Annotated in this window: 14 protein-coding genes; 4 read left to right on the top strand and 10 right to left on the bottom strand. The window is 37.4% G+C overall.

From position 1 onward, the window contains the following. Positions 1 to 6 precede the first annotated feature (6 nt). The 4 genes from H0S70_RS10530 to H0S70_RS10515 are packed head-to-tail and all read left to right on the top strand — an operon-like array spanning position 7 to position 2470. Positions 7 to 738: a rhomboid family intramembrane serine protease gene (locus H0S70_RS10530; RefSeq protein ID WP_188320769.1), complete on the top strand. Its 732-nt coding sequence runs from the start codon at positions 7 to 9 to the stop codon at positions 736 to 738. A gap of 2 nt (positions 739 to 740) precedes the next feature. Beyond that, a complete protein-coding gene (locus tag H0S70_RS10525) occupies positions 741 to 1721 on the top strand; it encodes an endonuclease/exonuclease/phosphatase family protein (RefSeq protein ID WP_188320768.1) in 981 nt (326 codons plus the stop codon). A gap of 1 nt (position 1722) precedes the next feature. Continuing rightward, positions 1723 to 2088 carry a hypothetical protein gene (locus H0S70_RS10520; RefSeq protein ID WP_188320767.1) on the top strand — a complete coding sequence of 122 codons (366 nt, stop codon included), beginning with the start codon at positions 1723 to 1725 and terminating at the stop codon, positions 2086 to 2088. 37 nt (positions 2089 to 2125) lie between these two features. Then, positions 2126 to 2470, top strand: coding sequence for a hypothetical protein (locus tag H0S70_RS10515; protein WP_188320766.1), 345 nt, complete (start codon positions 2126 to 2128; stop codon positions 2468 to 2470). 38 nt (positions 2471 to 2508) lie between these two features. Here H0S70_RS10515 and H0S70_RS10510 read toward each other — a convergent pair whose 3' ends face one another. The 10 genes from H0S70_RS10510 to murD form a co-directional block, all read right to left on the bottom strand. Beyond that, positions 2509 to 4023, bottom strand: a complete 1515-nt coding sequence (locus H0S70_RS10510; RefSeq protein ID WP_123249412.1) for a GH3 auxin-responsive promoter family protein — start codon at positions 4021 to 4023, stop codon at positions 2509 to 2511. Positions 4024 to 4125: 102 nt separating this feature from the next. Continuing rightward, positions 4126 to 4536 carry a BrxA/BrxB family bacilliredoxin gene (locus H0S70_RS10505; protein ID WP_123249413.1) on the bottom strand — a complete coding sequence of 137 codons (411 nt, stop codon included), beginning with the start codon at positions 4534 to 4536 and terminating at the stop codon, positions 4126 to 4128. 205 nt (positions 4537 to 4741) lie between these two features. Beyond that, on the bottom strand, positions 4742 to 5188 hold the full coding sequence (locus H0S70_RS10500; protein ID WP_188320765.1) for a GatB/YqeY domain-containing protein: 447 nt from the start codon (positions 5186 to 5188) through the stop codon (positions 4742 to 4744). A gap of 19 nt (positions 5189 to 5207) precedes the next feature. Then, positions 5208 to 7043: a cell division protein FtsZ gene (ftsZ, locus tag H0S70_RS10495; RefSeq protein WP_188320764.1), complete on the bottom strand. Its 1836-nt coding sequence runs from the start codon at positions 7041 to 7043 to the stop codon at positions 5208 to 5210. Between the two features lie 17 nt (positions 7044 to 7060). Further along, positions 7061 to 8428 (bottom strand): cell division protein FtsA, encoded by a 1368-nt coding sequence (ftsA, locus tag H0S70_RS10490; protein WP_188320763.1) that lies wholly within the window; start codon positions 8426 to 8428, stop codon positions 7061 to 7063. A gap of 62 nt (positions 8429 to 8490) precedes the next feature. Continuing rightward, entirely contained in the window at positions 8491 to 9333 is an 843-nt protein-coding gene (locus H0S70_RS10485; RefSeq protein ID WP_228453716.1) for a cell division protein FtsQ/DivIB, read from the bottom strand. Positions 9334 to 9336: 3 nt separating this feature from the next. Then, a complete protein-coding gene (gene murC, locus H0S70_RS10480; RefSeq protein WP_188320762.1) occupies positions 9337 to 10695 on the bottom strand; it encodes a UDP-N-acetylmuramate--L-alanine ligase in 1359 nt (452 codons plus the stop codon). Positions 10696 to 10697: 2 nt separating this feature from the next. Beyond that, positions 10698 to 11801: an undecaprenyldiphospho-muramoylpentapeptide beta-N-acetylglucosaminyltransferase gene (gene murG, locus H0S70_RS10475; RefSeq protein WP_188320761.1), complete on the bottom strand. Its 1104-nt coding sequence runs from the start codon at positions 11799 to 11801 to the stop codon at positions 10698 to 10700. Positions 11802 to 11810: 9 nt separating this feature from the next. Next, complete coding sequence (locus tag H0S70_RS10470; protein ID WP_188320760.1) at positions 11811 to 13040, bottom strand: FtsW/RodA/SpoVE family cell cycle protein; 1230 nt, start codon at positions 13038 to 13040, stop codon at positions 11811 to 11813. 25 nt (positions 13041 to 13065) lie between these two features. After that, entirely contained in the window at positions 13066 to 14391 is a 1326-nt protein-coding gene (gene murD / locus H0S70_RS10465; RefSeq protein ID WP_188320759.1) for a UDP-N-acetylmuramoyl-L-alanine--D-glutamate ligase, read from the bottom strand. Between the last annotated feature and the right edge of the window lie 7 nt (positions 14392 to 14398).

Here is a 14398-nt window from a genome sequence, read left to right as displayed (position 1 = left end):
AAACAAATGATCAATCAAATCCCACCCATAACGCGAAATCTCATCATCATCAATGTGGTGGTTTTTGCCCTTACTTACTTGTTGAACAGCGAGATGATGTACCGATATTTAGCGGCATTTTATCCGTTTTCGCCATTTTTCCATTCATGGCAAATCATTACTCATATGTTTATGCATGGTAGTTTTATGCATATTTTGTTCAATATGTTCACCTTGTATAGTTTTGGGCCCGTTTTAGAAAGAATTTTGGGTGATCGAAAATATTTGATTCTTTATTTCGTGAGTGGTTTGGGAGCTTTTTTCCTGTTTAATTTATGGAATTTCATTGAAGTAGAACAAATTAAAACGAGTCTGCAGAGTTTCGGTTTCGATTTGAATGGTTATATGTCAGGCGAAAATGTCGCATTCAAAGGAAGTTCGCAAGCTGTTTTAGAACAAAGAAAGTTGGTGAGTGATTTACAATCGATTATTACTGTTCCTATGGTGGGCGCATCTGGAGCGATTTTCGGTGTTATCGCTGCTTTTGCCATACTTTTTCCAGATGCAGAGATCATGATCATGTTCATTCCGATTCCGGTGAAAGTAAAATATGTGTTACCGGTAGTCGTTATCGGTTCGGTGATACTTGGTGTTACAGGAAATGTTGGGGGAATTGCTCATTTAGCCCATGTTGGCGGCGCTCTCGTTGGAATTTTATTGGCTTGGTATTGGAAGAAAAACCGTTTCAGAATTAATTAAAGATGAAGCTATTTCGTTTGCTTTTTACATTTTTTCATTTCGGTATTTTGGTGCTGCTTTTGGGAACGATTCTCAATGCTTATGTTCCACCAAGAGTTTTTCCGTGGCTGAACATGCTTTCGCTTTCATTTCCGGTTTTGATGATTTTAAATGTATTGTTTTGCCTTACCTGGATTATCTTATGGAAAAAAAGAGCCGTTTTCTTTCTCGCATTTTCTTTATTTTTAATTGTTCCTACTTCAAGATGGATTAATTACAGAGAGAAAAAATCCATCAAACCCAATCTTAAAATGTTGACTTTCAATATCAAAGGAGGGAGAGTTGGCGGTACAGGAAAAGTTTTTAATTATCTTAAAAACAGTGGCGCGGATGTTATTTTACTTCAGGAATATGGTTCACAATACCATGTTTCGGGATATGATTTTGGGGTAGGAAATTACGAAATCGTCGCATTAAATTCTAAAACGAAAATCCTTGAACAAGGTAAAATTGCAACCAGCGGAAACGGTAATTCTTTCTATGCTGATATCGAAATTAATGGCAAGAGAATTCGCTTTATTAATCTTTATTTAAGTCCTTTTTCTTTTGAAAAGCAGAAGGTTAAGCCCAGCAAAGATTTAGAGCAAAACGAAAATAAATTGCGATACATTCTCGGAAAATTGGTTCCGACTTTCAAAAACCACCAAGCCGAAGTTCAGGATTTGCAAAATGCAGTTTCTGCTTCGCCATATCCTGTGATTTTAGCAGGAGATTTCAATGCAGTTCCGAATTCGTACGAATATTATCATTTGCTTAAAAATCTAAAAGATGTATTTGTAGAAGTAGGTCGGGGTAGCGCAACGAGTTTTCATGATTACAAATTTCCTATAAGGATTGATCACGTTTTTTGTTCCCAAAGTATTCAGACAGTCGCGTACAGAGTGGACCGAAGTGCGAAATTATCCGACCATTTTCCGGTAATTACTGAATTTTATATCGATTAAAATGAAAAAACTGATTGCTATATTTTTCTTTATATTAATGATTTCTTGTGGCAAAGAAAATCAAAAAAATCAACATTCTGATCCGGTTGTTTCTGCCATTCCACCTTATGATACTGTTGCAATTGATTCTTTTTCCGCCGGAGCAACTTCCGTGGATGTAGCGAGAAAAATTAGAATTTCGTCGTTGCAATATCAAGATTCTTTAAGGCAAGTTCAAAAAAAATTGGAAGAGGAAAAGTTGCTCAACAAAGTGAAAGAAGAAAAGGAAAAAGTTGCGAAAGAAACAAAAGATAAGAATGAAAAAGTGGAAGAAATCAAGAAAAAAACCACTGAAATTCCTGCTTCACAAAGCACTGTGAATCCTTAAATTTTTTCTATATTTGAATAACACAAAATTTAATTATATGAAAAATTATATGATCATTGCTGCTGCAGTTTCTTTAGCATTAATAAGCTGCAAAAAAGCAGAAAAAAGAACCGAAATTACCGAAAATCCAGACGGAAGCGTAACCGCCACAACTGTTGAAACCGAGAAATCCACGTCACTGGATTCTGCGAGAATTAACGAAACCGTGGAAAAAGCCAAAGAAAGGTTGAATTCTGCCGGTGAAAAAATTGATGATGCCGCTGATAAGGCTGGTCACGAACTGCGGAAAGCCGGCGAGGAAGTGAAAGATGCCGCAGCAAAAGGCGCTGAGAAAGTTGAAAAAGGCGCTGAAAAAGTAAAGGATGATTTACAAAAAAAATAACATAAGAAAACTCCGCTGAAAATTTCCAGCGGAGTTTTTTATTCGTTTAGTTTCAGTAAAGGATCGATGTATTCGCGATCATTGCTCAATCGTGGAACTTTATTTTGCCCACCCAATTTTCCGCGTTCGGACATCCATTGGTAAAAAAGCTGTGGTTTTGCAATATGTACGATTGGTCTTTTCAGCGTCATATTATTGTAGCGTTTCGCTTCGTAATCGGAGTTTATCGATTTTAGATGGTTGTCGAAAACTTCAGTAAAACGATCCAGATCGTTTGGTTCTTTTGTAAATTCAAAAATCCATTCGTGGGCGCCACTTTCGCCATCTTTCATAAAAACCGGTGCTCCTGTAAAATCGCAAACGGAAGCTTCGGTTGCCTCGCAAGCTTTCGTAAGCGCAGTTTCTACATTATCAATCATTAATTCTTCTCCGAAAGCATTGATGTAATGTTTCGTTCTTCCAGAAATTTTAATTCGATAAGGATTAAGTGAAGTAAATTTTACCGTGTCGCCGATCAAATATCGCCATAAACCACTGTTGGTGGTAATTACCATCGCATAGTTTTTCCCGATTTCTACCTCTTCCAAAGGAATTGCCTGCAAATTTTTGAGGTCAAACTGATCCATCGGAATGAATTCATAGAAAATACCATAATTCAACATCAGCAACATTTCATCGCTCCCGTGCTGATCCTGAATAGCGAAAAACCCTTCGGAAGCATTGTAAATTTCGTAGTAATTGATATCTTTCCCGATGAGTTTTCTATATTGCTCTCTGTAAGGTTTAAAGCTAATACCACCATGAAAAAACACCTCGATATTGGGCCAAAGTTCTGAGATATTTTCTTTCCCTGTTTCAGTTAATGTTCTTTGCAACAAAACCATCATCCAGCTGGGAACGCCGGTTATACTACCTACATCTTCATTTTTTACTTCCGAGACAATTGCTTTTAGTTTGCTTTCCCATTCGGACATCAGCGAAACTTTTTTACTTGGTGTTGTGGTAATTTCTACCCAAAACGGAAGATTTTCAATCATAATTGCGGACAAATCTCCGAATTTGGTATTGAAATCTTCGTACAATTCCGAACTTCCGCCAAGGCGCAGATTTTTATTAGAAAAAAGGTTGTTTTCCGGATGATTATTGGCGTAGATGGAAAGTAAATCCTTTCCGGCTTTGAAATGACAATCTTCTAAGCATTCTTCGGAAATGGGAATAAATTTACTTTTCGCATTGGTAGTTCCGGATGATTTCGCGAATTTCCGAATATAGCCGGGCCAGAAAACATCGGGCTTACCTTGTCTTGCTTTTTCGATATAAGGTTCGAAATCTTCATAAGTGACGATCGGAACATTTCTGCGGAAATCGTCATAACTTGAGATAGAACTGAACCCATAAATTTTACCATAATCGGTGTTTTCCGCATGATACAGCTGGGAAAATAATACGCCATTTTGTGTCTCCGAGGGATGATTCATGAAATTCTGAATCTGATCAATCCTTTGCCGGATAAACCAATTGACGACGGTATTGAAAAGCGCTTTTGTTGCCATTAGGACAAATATAATATATTTCGGGTAAAGTCCGATTGCTTTTAAAAACAAAAAATTCCGCCCAAAAATGAACGGAATTTCAATTCAAACTAAAGTTTTCGTTTAGCAATATTCTTCGTAAGCTGCCTGTAGGTTGGCCGCGATTGCTCCTGCAGGATTACCTTCAATATGATGTCTTTCTAGCATGTGAACCAATTCACCATCTTTAAAAAGTGCTACACAAGGGGAACTTGGCGGAAATGGAGCCAATAATTTGCGCGCTTCTGCCACTGCATCAACATCAAAACCAGCAAATACGGTAGTTAAATTGTCTGGTTTTTTATCACCTGTTAAAGAAAAAATTACTCCTGGTCTTGCTGCTCCCGCTGCGCAACCGCACACGGAATTTACCATCAATAGGGTAGTTCCTTCCTTTTTTAATGCATTGGTTACTTCTTCGGGAGTTCTAAGGTCTTGAAAACCTTTATCGGTAAGTTCTGCCTTCATCGGCATTACTAATTCTTCTGGATACATATTTATTTTTTTAGGTTAAAAAAAGGGTTTGAAAATTATTTAATGCAAATTTAATTTTTTTTGAATGATTAAACTCATCCAAATTAGTAATCAAAATCATTCCAAAATTCTATAATGGTCTTTTTGGCATAAAAAACCCGAAACATTAAATGTTCCGGGCTTCAATCAAATCGATATGCAAAGGTTGAATATCCTTATTTAAACATTAGGAAAGCAGTTTTTTTGCTATTTCAGAGATGCTCTTGCCATCGCTTTTTCCGGCGAGAATTTTGCTGGCAATACCCATTACTTTTCCTAAATCTTTGGCGCTTTGGGCACCTGTTTCGGTAATGATTTTTTTCATTTCCGTCTCTAATTCTTCTGCTGAAAGTTGCGCAGGAAGAAATTTTTCAATTACTTTCATTTGCGCGCTTTCTACTTCTGCTAAATCGCTACGATTTTGTGCGGTGAATTGATCATAAGAGTCTTTTCTTTGTTTAATCATTCTTTGCAAAATGGCAATTTCCTGTTCCGCAGAAACTTCTGCTCCTTTGGCTTCGGTTTTCAAAAGAAGAATTTGTGATTTTACAGCTCGCAAAGCATCGAGAGCCACTTTATCTTTCTCTCTCATTGCGGTTTTTATCGCTTCGCTGATGGTATTTTCTAAACTCATTTTTTTGTAAATATTTGTATTAATCTACATCTTTGTTCAAGAATCTGTTTTCACGAATTTTCATTCTTCCGTTTTGATCAGTTAAAAAACTGTTGATGGCATTGTCAGAAGCATTGCTACCTTCGATACTGATATTTTTTCTCCGGAATGCGGGAACTGTTTCAAATTCGTTCTCGAAATCTGTTGTTTGATATCTTGAATTGAATTCTTTCAGTTTATTTTTTCGCTCCATCACTTTGTCGCTAGTAGTTTTGCTGATGAATGTAAAATCGTCTTCAATTTCAATTTTTTCTTCAGTTTTAGGCGTTTCTACTGGCTTATATTGCACCTTTTGTTCGATAATTTGAACCGGCTCAGGTTTGATCTCTGCTTTAGGTTGTGGTGTTTCAACGGTTGGCTCCTCAATCGGTTCGTTTACGAAAAAACTGAAGTCCAATGGTTTTTCTTCCGAGAAAGAAGTTTTCGGTTCTACTGGTTTTTGCTCTATTTTTTCTTCTACTTCAAACTTGAAAGATTGAGATTCTGGTGCTTCGTACTGATCGTCTTCAAAAGAGAAAAGATCGATTTCCTGCGGCTGGTTTTGACGGAATTTTGGGTCCGGAGTTTCTTCATCATCTAAATCAAAAAACTTGATTTCAGTTGGAGTTTCTTGTTCTACCACCACTTTTCTTTCTCTAGTTTTTACTTTGAATTCCGGAGTTGGCAAATCCTCTTCATCGTCTAAAACGAACAGGTTTTTTGTAGGAAATTGTTCTCTGGTGATTTCTTCTCTTTCTTCTCTCTGTTTGAATGGAGATTCCGGTTTGGCAGAAGCGGACAAATTATCGTTTAAGCTAATTTTAATTTTTTCAGTTGGTCCTGCATGTTTTTTATCGTCTTTTGCGAATCCGGTTGCGATTACCAAGACGCTGATAGCATCGCCTAGTTCCTCGTCTGTACCCACACCGAAGATAATTTCAGCAGTATTTCCTGCTTCTTTTTGAATAAAATCGTTGATGAGACCGATTTCGTCCATCGTAGCTTCTTCCGAACCACTTCGGATTAGGAGCAATACGTTTTTCGCTCCAGTAATTTTGTTATCGTTTAATAATGGAGAGTCCAAAGCTTTTTTCACAGCTTCTTCCGCTTTGTTTTCGCCTGAAGCGGTTCCGGTTGAGATCAAAGCAGTTCCAGAATTTTGAAGTACAGATTTTGCATCACGGAAGTCAATATTTACATCGAAATATCCGGTAATCACTTCTGCCATACCTTTTGCAGCGTTGGTAAGCACTTCATCCGCTTTGGAGAATCCCTGTTTGAAACCAAGATTTCCGAATTGCTGACGTAGTTTATCATTATTAATAACGATTAAGGAATCAACGTTATTTCTCAGTTTATCAAGACCGATTTCTGCTTGGTCTAATCTTCTTCTTCCTTCGAAACTAAATGGAACTGTAACGATTCCTACGGTAAGAATACCCATTTCTTTGGCAATTTTAGCGATTACCGGTGCAGCACCAGTTCCGGTTCCGCCACCCATACCAGCGGTGATGAAAACCATTTTGGTGTTTTGTCCCAGAGCTGCTTTGATGTCTTCGATACTTTCGATTGCCGCTTTTTCGCCAACTTCAGGATCTGCTCCTGCTCCGAGTCCTTCAGTAATCGTCATTCCCAACTGTACTTTGTTGGAAACAGGGTTATTATCCAATGTTTGGGCATCGGTATTGCAAATCACGAAGTCTACGCCGTGGATTCCTCTTTCGTACATGTGTTTTAGAGCGTTGTTTCCGCCACCACCTACACCGATCACTTTTATAATTGATGAATTTCCTTTTGGTAAATCAAAAGAAAATCCTTGTGTGCTTATATTTTCCATAGTATGTAATTTTTTTATTATTCAACTTCTTCAAAGAATTTTTTCACGCTTTCCATGATTTTTTGTCCGATGGTAAGCTTGTTGCGTCTTCCTTCTTGGGTAGTAGGTAAGGTAATTTCTTCTGTTCGGAATTCCGGAGTTTCTTCTATTGTTTCTGTAACATTATTTTCTGGAATAGGCGTTGCAACGGTTTCTTCTATCGGGGTCGGATTTATTTTCTTGTCTCGAATTTTCAAGCTTTCCATCAGTAATCCAATAGAAGTTGCGAATTCCGGTCCTTTTAAAAATTGGTTTTTATCATTAGCAACATATTCGTTTGCGAAGCCAATTCTGCTGTCGAAACCTGTGGTATAATTCGCCAATTGTCGAAGGTTGCGAAGATTTGATCCACCACCTGTTAAAACGATTCCTGCGATTAGTTTTTTCTTTTGTTCGAATGCGCCGTAAGCTTTCAATTCCGTGTTCACCATTTCTAATATTTCTTCAACTCTTGCATTTACTACTTGAGCTAAAGTTTTTAAAGAAATTTCTTTATCAGGTCTTCCGTGTAAACCGGGAATCGTGACAAATGTGCTGTCTTTTTCCAGTTCCGGAACGGCAGATCCGAATTTTACTTTCAGCTGTTCTGCATGTTTTTCGATGATAGAGCAACCTTCCTTGATGTCGTCGGTAATAATTCCGCCACCGTAAGGAATGACGCATGTGTGACGAATAATATTGTCTTTAAAAATCGCAATATCAGTAGTTCCACCACCGATGTCAACGATGGCAACACCGGCTTCTTTTTCTTCTTTTGTAAGTACAGATTCCGATGATGCGAGTGGTTCTAGTGTGAGCGCTTCCATTTCTAAACCAGCTTCGCGAACGCATCTTGCGATGTTTCGGATGCTTCCCATTTGTCCAACAACCACGTGGAAATTAGCTTCTAATCTTTTGCCATGCATTCCAACAGGTTCTTGGATTTCTCCCTCAGAATCTACTTTATATTCCTGTGGAAGAACGTGGATGATTTCTTCGCCGGGAAGCATAACTAATTTTTTTACTTGATCTTTCAGCTTTTCGATATCCTCTTCCGTGATGTATTGATCCGGATGGTCTCTCATGATATAATCCGAATGCTGAAGCGATCGGATGTGTTTGCCAGCAATTCCCACAGTTACCTTGCTGATGGGAACTCCGGAACTGCTTTCTGCTTCTGCTACTGCGGCTTTGATGGATTGGATGGTCTGGGAAATATTATTCACAATACCTTTGTGAACACCCAAACTTTTTGCCTTTCCAACGCCGAGAACTTCAATTTTGCCGTGGGCATTTCTTCTACCGACAATCGTCACAATTTTTGTGGTTCCGATGTCGAGCCCTACTGAATACTCGTGATTTTCCATTTGTATGTCGATTTGATTTTTTATAATTTTCTTTAAAATGAATTAGAATTTTTTCACTTACTCTAATCTTTTTTTAAACTTTTTTTTTCACCATTTGATTTACTTTCCGATTTTTTCGCTGAAGTAACCGGAGTTTTTGCCAATTCTTTATGTCCTAAATTAATTAAGCTATCATTTTCTTTAAAATTAGGATTTAAGGTTGTTACGATTTGGTTGTCGTATTTCACCGATATTTTACGGTATTTTTCAGGATTCTGAAAAACCAGATATTTCTCGACAAAAGTTTTAAAACCTTTTACTTTCAACTCGATTTTTTCTAAATCACCGATTTCTAGTTTATAGTTTCCTTGGCTTGTCAGTAAATTATAACCTCCTTTTTCCTTACTAATTCCTATAAAATATTTTTTGCTAAAGCTGTCTTTGTCTATTTTATCGACCAGTTCAGCCAATTTTTGGTATTCCGACGGTTTCACATTGCCCGTTACCAGCATACATGGGAAAGAATAGTTGGCAGAAATAGGGAATTCGACTCCTTTTTCGTCCACATAAAAATCTCTATCGCCATTTACCAATCGAAAAGCCGGAACCCGTTGCTTGATGTCGAGATTAAGATTTCCATTCAAATTCAAATAAACATTTGCGCTGTCAACCGCCGGAAGACTATTGAGTTTTTTCTCTAAATCAGGAATATTGATATCGCCTACCTTTTTTGTAGGATTCGATCTTTTCACAATATTTTTCACATCTTTTTCATCAATAAAATATACCGGATGCTTCGTTGGAGTCATATTTACCGAAACTTTTTCCATAGGTTTATTGTTGAATCTTTTCAACGAAAAACTCAGCAGAAATCCAAAAATGATTACTGTGATTAAAATTTTTAATATTCTGAATTTGTTTTTCATTTTCTATTTTCCTGAAAGCCAATCTACGATTGGATCGTGCAAAGTGTCGATGTTTCCCGCACCTACTGTTAGCAACACATCGAAATTTTTCTCTTTAATTTTCTCAAAAGCTTCATCCAAGGTTGAAACTTCTTTATTTACTAATTTAATTTTTTCTGAAAGCCATTTTGAAGACACACCTTCGAAATTCTCCTGTAATTCGCGAGCCGGATAGATGTCGAGCAAAATCAGTTCATCTGCATTATTTAAACTTTCTGCGAAACCATCCGCAAAATCGCGTGTTCTGCTAAACAAATGTGGCTGGAACACGACCAACAATTTTTTGTCCGGATAGAAAGTTTTGATCGAACCTATCACCGCATTCAGTTCGGTTGGGTGATGTGCGTAATCGTCAATATAAATTTTTCCGTTCTCGAAATTGTGTTTCGTATACCTTCTTTTTATTCCTTTAAAATTGGCAATTCCACGTTTTAAAGTTTCAAAATCAACTCCCAAATTATTCAAAATCGCAATAGCAACCGTCGCATTTTCTACATTGTGAATTCCCGGAATTTCCCAAACGAAATCACTGATTTCCTCTTTCGGAGTGTGGAAATCGAAATATATTTTGTCGCCGATTTCTCGGATATTGTCCGAATAATAATCCGCTTCTTCGTTTACCGCATAAGTCTTTGTCGGACGGCCAATATTAATACCTTTTCTCACAAAAAGTTGCTGATCCGACGGAACCAAATTGGCAAAATCTCGGAAACCTTGTTCGATTGTCGCTTTGTCGCCATAAATATCAAGATGATCTGCGTCGGTTGAGGTAATTGCCGCCCAATCCGGAGATAGGTTCAGGAAACTTCTGTCGTATTCATCAGCTTCTACCACGGAAATTTCACTTCCGTTGAAAAGAAAATTTGACTTAAAATTCTCTGCAATTCCACCTAAAAAAGCAGAAAACGGCAGATTTGCTTCTTTCGAAAGATGAGCAACCAGAGATGAGGTTGTAGTTTTTCCGTGAGTTCCTGCTATTGCGATGCACGCAGTATTTTCGGTGATTAATCCTAAAACTTTCGCACGTTTCAAAACCAAAAATCTATTGTCATTAAAGTAATCTAAAATACTCAGTTTTTTAATCGCAGGAGTGAAAATCACTAAAGTGTTTTCTGGATTTAATTCACTTATTCTTTCGTTTACAACATCTTCAAAAACAATATCAATACCCTCCGAAATCAGTGCGGAGGTGAGTTTGGTTTTGGTTTTGTCGTAGCCCAAAACATTTTTGCCAGAAGCGTTGAAATAGCGCGCCAAAGCACTCATTCCGATGCCTCCGATTCCTACGAAGTAGAAGTTTTGGTAGTTTTCTAAACTTTTCATTTTTATATTACTTTAAAAATCTCATTTACAATTTCTTTTGCTGCATTGGGTTTAGCAAAATATGTAAGATTTTCACTCATTTCATTTCTTATGTTTTCATCTTCGCAGATTTCCATCAAAGTTTTCCAGAACTGGTCTTTCATTTCGGTATCCTTCACCATTCTGGCTGCATTTTTTTCAACTAAAGTCAATGCATTTTGGGTTTGATGATCTTCTGCTGCGAACGGAAACGGGACCAGTAAGACCGGTTTTTGAGCCACTGCTAATTCGGAAATTGCAATTGCTCCGGCTCTGGAAACAATTACATCCGCTGCGGAATAGGCAGTTTCCATGTCCTTGATAAATTCTTTCAACTGTATTTGAGAGCCAATTTCCGATATTTGAGTTTCGCTGCTCAATTCTTTATAATCTAATTTTCCGGTTTGCCAGATTAATTGAAATTCTTTTTCTTTCAAACCTTGCAAACTGTCTTTCCATGCATTATTTAAAGTTCTGGAACCTAGCGAACCACCGACAGATAATATGGTGAGTTTGTTTGGATCTAAATTCAGTTTTTCTTTTGCCGCTTCAGGATTGATTAAATCTGTAATAATAGTCTTGCGAATTGGGTTGCCAAGGAACAATGTTTTTGTACCGTTGAAAAACCTTTCCATATTCGGATATGCAGTGAAAACAGCTTTTGCTTTTTTCGATAGGAAAATATTGGTTTTTCCTGGAAGCGAGTTTTGTTCTTGCACAAAAATAGGAACTCCCAAATTTGAAGCGACATACAACGCCGGACCGCTAGCAAAACCTCCCGTTCCGACCGCAAAATCGGGTTTGAATTCTTTTATTATTTTTCTTGCTTTTTTCAAACTTGAAATCAATTTGAAAGGCAATCCTATATTTTTCAACAGATTTCCGCGATCGAAACCTGCGATATTTAATCCAACAATATGATAACCTGCTTGTGGCACTTTTTCCATCTCCATTTTTCCTTCAGCACCAATGAACAAAAACTCGGCATCCGGAAATCTTTTTTTGATTTCATCCGCAATGGCAATCGCCGGGAAGATGTGTCCACCTGTTCCGCCACCGCTCATTAATATTTTCAGTTTTCTGCTCATTATTTATAATTATGCAATATCGTTGATCTCTTCAATGTCTTGCTTTTTGCCCATTCCTTCTTCATCATAAACTTGGATTCTGGAGCTTATATTTAAAATAATTCCAAGTTGAAAATAAGTTACGAGCATTGATGTCCCACCATAACTAATTAGTGGCAAAGGCTGCCCTGTAACCGGAATTAGATTGACGGCAACGGCAATGTTTACCGAGAGTTGCACGAAAATCATTATTCCTAAACTCAGTACCAACAAACTACCGAAAAATGCGGGCATTTTGCTGGCAATCATCACGATTCTGATGATCATTATTAAATACAATGCGATTAAAGCTACCGCTCCTATAAATCCGTATTCTTCCACAATGATGGCGAATATAAAATCGGATGCAGATTGAGGAAGCATTTGTTTCAAAGCGCTTTTTCCGGGTCCCATTCCGGTAATTCCACCATGAACGATAGCGGCTTTTGCCTGCATCACTTGGTAATTTTTGGCTTTATCGACTTCATTTTCGATCTGATTTTCCTTTTTGGAATTCATGAAAACTTCAATCCGGCTCATCCAGGTATGTACCCTGTTGTTTTGTATTAAATTGGTGTTGAGTGCGATAAACATAAAAACGCCTATTGCCAAACCGGAAATTCCAAGAAATCCGAAAATATACTTTTTTTGAAGTTGACCGATGAGCATTACCGCCAATGACACGATGAGAATCATTAATGCGGTGGAACCATTATCTTTCGCAACTAATACAAAAACCAAGAGAACCGGCCCGAATACATACATGATGTTTTCTAACGGAAGTCTTTCTCTTTTAATGGTTTTCGTAAGGTACCGACAGAGATAAATAATCAGGAATAAGTAGGCAAACGACGATGGTTGGAAGGAGATTGGCGTTCCTGGAATTTTCAGCCAGCGCGAAGCCGATGCTCCATCGATTTGTTGGCCGGTAAATGAGGTGACACCCAACAAAATCACCAATATTCCCAATAGTATACTGCTCAGTTTTCCGATGTATTCATATTTTACCATTCCTACGGATCGCATGATGACTAAACCAAGAACTACAAAGAAAATATGCTTGAGCAGGTGACTGGTTGTGGTTCCGTTGTTCACGATAAATTCCAAATTGGAACTCGCGGAATATACCGGGAATACAGAGAAGAACGAAATCAATAAGATTACGCTCCAAAGCACTTTGTCGCCTTTTAAAAGTTCGTATTTGTTTTCTGTTTCCTGCATTTTTTTGTGGAACCTCTTTGGGTTTTTATTTTAAAACTTCTTTTTTAAACTTATCGCCACGATCTTCGTAATTATCGAACAAATCGAAGCTTGCACAGCAAGGGGAGAGCAAAACTGCATCGCCCGATTGCGCCAAAGATTTAGAGATTTTTACGGCTTCTTCCATGCTCGAAGTACTATAAATTAACTCTTTTTTATCCTGAAAGAAATCGATGATTTTTTGGTTATCAATTCCTAAACATACGATGGCTTTTACTTTTCTTTTTACCAAATCTTCGATCTCTGTATAATCGTTTCCTTTATCTTTTCCGCCAACAATCCAAATGGTTGGTTGTTTCATGCTTTCTAGAGCGTAGTAAGTGGCATTCACGTTGGTTGCTTTGCTATCGTTGATGAATTTCACACCATCAATTTCTGCAATTTGCTGCAAACGATGTTCAACCGCTTGAAAAGTCATCAGCGAATTTCTGATACTTTCATTTTTAATTTTCAACAATTTTCCGGCAATTGAAGCCGCCAAACTATTTGCGATATTGTGGTTTCCAAGAAGAGAAAGTTCTTCGATTTTCATTGAAAACTCATTGTCAATTTTCACCACCATTTTATCATCCATCACAAAACCTCCTTCTTTTAATTTTTCTTTCAAAGAAAAAGGGATTTTTTTGGCTTTAATTTCCAATTTCTCAAGGAGTTTCATGCTCATTTCATCATCTTTATTATAAATGAAGAAATTATCGTTTTCTTGGTTTTCTGTAATTCGGAATTTTGCCAAAGCATATTCTTCGTAATTGTAATTGTACTGATCCAAATGATCCTGACTTAAATTCAACAACAAAGAAATATGAGGTCTAAAATTCTGAATATCATCTAATTGGAAAGAGCTTACTTCCAAAACATAATAATCGAAATTTTCATCCGCAACTTGTTTTGCGAAGCTTTTTCCGATATTTCCGCCCAATCCAACTTTCAAATCATCATTTTTCAAAAGGTGATAAATGAGCGATGTCGTCGTGGTTTTTCCGTTGCTTCCGGTAATTGCGATAATCTTGGCATCGGTAAATTCCGAAGCAAATTCAATCTCAGAAGACAATCTGATTCCTTTTTGATTGATTTTGAAGATGATATCCGCCTTTTTAGGGATTCCGGGCGATTTGATGATCCAATCTGCAGCGAGAATTCGGTCTTCATCATGGTTTCCTTCTTCATACTCGATATCAGCATCATCCAATAGGGATTTATATTCATCTTTAATCAAACCTTTGTCTGAAAGAAAAATATTCAACCCTTTTTTCTTCGCTAAATATGCTGCACCAAATCCGCTTTCTCCGCCTCCTAAAACAACTATTTTCATGCTTGTA

This window comes from Chryseobacterium manosquense (assembly GCF_014623485.1).
Lineage (GTDB): Bacteria > Bacteroidota > Bacteroidia > Flavobacteriales > Weeksellaceae > Kaistella > Kaistella haifensis.
This window is presented reverse-complemented; position numbering and strand designations above follow the sequence as displayed.